Origin of the sequence: Amycolatopsis coloradensis (assembly GCF_001953865.1) — a bacterium.
Classification (GTDB): Bacteria; Actinomycetota; Actinomycetes; order Mycobacteriales; family Pseudonocardiaceae; genus Amycolatopsis; species Amycolatopsis coloradensis.
Genome location: NZ_MQUQ01000047.1, coordinates 1 through 4,184, shown reverse-complemented (window position 1 = coordinate 4,184; position 4,184 = coordinate 1). Strand labels below are relative to the sequence as shown.

At 67.2% G+C, this 4,184-nt stretch carries 4 protein-coding genes; 3 read left to right on the top strand and 1 reads right to left on the bottom strand.

The genetic code is table 11. The annotated features are described in order from the left end of the window. Positions 1–40 precede the first annotated feature (40 nt). Complete coding sequence (locus BS329_RS41400) at positions 41–925, bottom strand: helix-turn-helix domain-containing protein (RefSeq protein ID WP_076169059.1); 885 nt, start codon at positions 923–925, stop codon at positions 41–43. 87 nt (positions 926–1,012) lie between these two features. Between BS329_RS41400 and BS329_RS41395 the strand changes: the two genes are divergently transcribed. From BS329_RS41395 to BS329_RS41385, 3 genes are read left to right on the top strand one after another with little or no spacing between them, the layout of a single operon-like run. Further along, entirely contained in the window at positions 1,013–2,182 is a 1,170-nt protein-coding gene (locus BS329_RS41395; RefSeq protein WP_076169061.1) for a DUF1214 domain-containing protein, read from the top strand. 1 nt (position 2,183) lies between these two features. Beyond that, positions 2,184–2,963: an SDR family oxidoreductase gene (locus tag BS329_RS41390; protein ID WP_076169057.1), complete on the top strand. Its 780-nt coding sequence runs from the start codon at positions 2,184–2,186 to the stop codon at positions 2,961–2,963. A 10-nt stretch (positions 2,964–2,973) separates the two neighbouring features. Continuing rightward, positions 2,974–4,134 carry a sulfotransferase family protein gene (locus BS329_RS41385; protein WP_076169055.1) on the top strand — a complete coding sequence of 387 codons (1,161 nt, stop codon included), beginning with the start codon at positions 2,974–2,976 and terminating at the stop codon, positions 4,132–4,134. Positions 4,135–4,184: the final 50 nt, after the last annotated feature.

Here is a 4,184-nt window from a genome sequence, read left to right as displayed (position 1 = left end):
CGCGTTCGATCACTAACACCAACTTCACGGAATCACTCATCTAGAGGACTACTTGCGGGGGGAGACCGCCGGATTCGGCGGTGACGGCGTCGGCGGTCGCGACCAGGGCGGCACCCCGCCGCGCGATCTCGGCGCCGGTGATCGGCTCGCCGACCGACAGCGTGAGCACCAGTTCCTGCCTGCCCGAAGCGTCGAACGTCGGCGCGGCGAGCAGGCTCACCGCGTGCTTGCGGCGTGGTTCCAGGTCGGCGCCGAGGTAGACGCGTTCGCCGAGGCTCGAGACGAGTTCTCCCACCAGGCCCCGCACTTCCGGTGGTAGTTCGTCCGCGCCGACGCCCGCCATCAGCGCGTAGAGCCGCCGCCCCGCGGAGGTCAGGCTCTCCATCAGGTATCCGTGTTCGCGGCATTCCGCGACGACGCGCCGCAGATGCGCTTCGTCCAGTCGCACCGGCACCGCCGGGGGTTTGGCGAGCCACGCGTCGAACGCCGCGTCGGAGTCCCACAGCACGTACATCAGCCCGACCGGCGGCGCGAACGGGTAAGCCTCGCCGAGTTTGACGCGTCCGGGCCCGGCGCTCTGCAACATCAGGATCCGGTCACCGACCACGGCCGACGCGGTGCACGTCGCGCCATAGCGCCTGCTCAGGTCCTCCAGATGCCGCCGCGCGACCTCGCTCGCGCCGAATCCTTCGGCCGCGACACGGCCGGCGGCGATGATCGCGGGCCCGAGCCGGTAGGTGACCGGCCGCGGGTCCCGGACCAGATAGCCGCCCGCGGTCAGCTCGGTCACGATGCCGAGACAGGTCGGTTTGGCCAGGTCCAGTTCGCGGGCGAGTTCCGAGAGGCCGAAGCGCCGTCCTGGCCGCGCGGCGAAGAAGTCGAGCAGCCGTACGACTCGCTCGGTGGGCGGAGAGCGCCGGGTCATTGACCCATCCTTAGAACGCGTTCTAGTCTGATGTCGCGAAGAACGTACCAAGTCGGTACGTATTTGTACCAGCATGAGGAGTCGCCGGTGCTCACTCAACCGTTCGCGGACGCGATCGTCGAAGCCGAGAAGGTCATCGCGGAGGCGCCGCACATCCGGACCGAACAGGATCTGGTCGAGGGATACGACTACCTCGCCGGCAGTATCCGCGCGTCCTTGCAGATGGCGTGGGCCTACGAACGGGACTACCCGTACTTCACCCAGTCCACCGGGCCGTACACGAAGATGGGCCTGGACAACCCGGACACGCTGTACTTCAACGCGAACATCCGCGAGGACCGCGAGTACGTCGTCACCGGGACGCGGGGGAGCACGGCAGACGTCAGCTTCCAGGTCCTCAACGGCGACTACTCACCCGTCGAGGTGCCCGACAGCCTCGCCGCGTTCGACGACCGTGAGATCGAGATCGCCGAGGACGGCTCGTTCGAACTCCGCTTCGGACCGGCGAAACCCGACCCGGGACCCAACTACTTCGTCCTCGGTCCCGGTTCCTCGATGCTCGTGGTCCGTGAGGTCTACAGCGACTGGGCCACCGAACGCCGCGGCACGATCCAGATCCAGTGCGCCGACACCGCGGGCAGCGCACCCGCACCGCTCACTCGTGACGTCCTGGCCAAACGCTACGGCGTCTCCGGCAAGATCCTGTTGAGCAGGTTGCGCACTTTCCTCGCCTTCCCGAAGTGGTTCTACCTGAACCTGCCGGTGAACACGATGACCGAACCGCGACCGACACCGGGCGGCTTGACCACGCAGTACTCGTCCGCCGGGCATTACGAACTCGGCGACGAAGAGGTCATGATCGTCACGGTGCCGCGTTCGGACGCGCCCTACCAGGGCATCCAACTCGGCAGCGTCTGGTATCTCTCGCTGGACTACATCAACCACCAGACCAGCCTCACCGCCGACCAGGCGCGGGTCGATCCGGACGGCAAGATCCGGTTCGTGCTCAGCGAACGCGACCCGGGACTGGCCAACTGGCTCGAACGCACCGGGCACGACCGCGGTTACGTCCAGATCCGCTGGCAGCGGCTCTCTCGCGCACTGGACGAGGCCGACGGTCCCGAAGTCGAGGTGGTGAAGTTCGGCGAACTCGCCGACCGGCTGCCGTATTACGACGAGGCGCGCGTGACACCGGAGGAGTGGGCGAGCCGGATCTCTGCCCGTCAGCAGGCTGTAGCGGCGAGGATGCTGGGCTGACATGGATCTCTTGAAGGACAAGGTGATCGTGGTCTCCGGGGTCGGACCGGGGCTCGGCCGGTCCATCGCGGTGCGCTGCGCCGCGGCGGGCGCCGACGTCGTTCTCGCCGCCCGCACCGAATCGCGGCTCGCCGAGGTCGCCAAGGAGGTCGACGCGCTCGGCCGTCGCGCGGTCACTGTGCCCACCGACATCACCGACGACGCTTCGGCCGCGAATCTCGCCGAAGCCACGCTGAAAGCGTTCGGCCGGGTGGACGCGTTGGTGAACAACGCTTTCGCCATCCCGCCGATCATGGATCTCGCCGACGTCGACCTCGCCGACGTCCGGGCGGGCTTCGAGACCAACGTCCTCGCCGCGCTCCGGCTCACTCGGCTGTTCACGCCGTCTCTCGAAGACAGCGGCGGCTCGGTGGTGATGATCAATTCGGCCGTGCTGCGGCATTCCCGCCGGACGTTCGGCGCGTACAAGATGGCGAAGTCGAGCCTGCTCGCGCTCGCGCAGAGTCTCGCCTCGGAACTCGGGCCACGCGGGATCCGGGTCAATTCCGTGGCGCCCGGATACATCTGGGCGGACTCACTGAAATGGTATTTCGCTTACCTGGCCAAGGAACGCGGCGTGACGCCGGAACAGGTATACGCCGAGACGGCGGAGGCGATCGACCTGCGCCGTCTTCCGGAACCGGATGAGATCGCCGACACCGTCGTGTTCCTCGCCTCGTCGCTGGCCCGGTGCGTCACCGGCCAGTGCCTCGACGTCAACGCCGGCGAATACCACCACTGAAGGGGAGAACATGCTGCCAGGGCGCGAAAACGTCGGCACGGTCGAGGATCTGCACGCGTCGGCGGCGAAACTCACCGGGCTGGACGACTTCGGCGGCGAGGATCACCTCGAAGGCCTCCGCGTACTGCTGGATTCGTACGCTGGAGAGGCGGGTTTGACGCCGTACGGCAACAAGATCCATCGTGCGTTCCTGCGTGGCGCTTTGGTGGCGCGCTCGTTGAGTGAGGTGTCCTGGAAACAGAACCCGGAGTACGCCGACGTTCCCGTCGAGCGGCCGATCTTCGTCACCGGCCTGCCGCGCACCGGGACCACGGCGCTGCACCGGTTGCTCACCGAGGATCCGGCGCATCAAGGCCTGGAGGTCTGGCTGACCGAGGTGCCGCAACCGAGGCCACCGCGTGAGACGTGGGCGGAAAACCCGGTGTTCCAAGGGATCCAGGCGGGTTACGAGAAGCACCACGTCGAGCATCCCGAGTTCATGGGCCTGCACCACATGTCGGCCGGTCAGGTCGAGGAATGCTGGCAGCTGCTGCGACAGTCCCTGAAATCGGTGTCGTACGAATGCCTCGCGCACGTGCCCTCGTACTCGCGCTGGCTGGACGGGCAGAGCTGGACCGACGCCTACCGCAGGCATCGGCGCAATCTCCAGCTGATCGGCCTGCCCGACGCCGGACGCCGCTGGGTGCTCAAGAACCCGAGCCATCTGTTCGCGCTGGACGCGCTGCTGGAGGTGTACCCGGACGCGCTGATCGTCCAGACCCACCGTGCGCCGAGCACGATCATCGCGTCGGTGTGCAGCCTGAACGAACAGGCGTCGGAAGGCTGGTCCGACGTCTTCCGCGGTGACGTGATCGGCCGTAGCCAGCTGGATCTGTGGGCGCGAGGTGCGGAAAGGTCACTCGAAGCACGCGCGCGGCACAACGCGGCGCAGTTCTGTGATGTCCGGTATGAGGATTTCGTAGCCGATCCGATCGGCACGGTCGAGGGGGTCTACCAGCACTTCGGGCTGCCGCTGAGCGGCGAAGCCCGGGACGCGATGACCGCGCTCCACGCCGAAAGCCGTTCCGGGGAAAGGAAACCCGTTCATCGGTACGACCTCGCGGACTTCGGGCTCACCGCGGGCGAGGTCGACGAACGCTTCTCCGCCTACCGCGCCGCCCACGACCTCTAACCCTCCCGCGTTTCGTCCTCTAGTTGCGGTAGTTCGCGCTACCAACTACC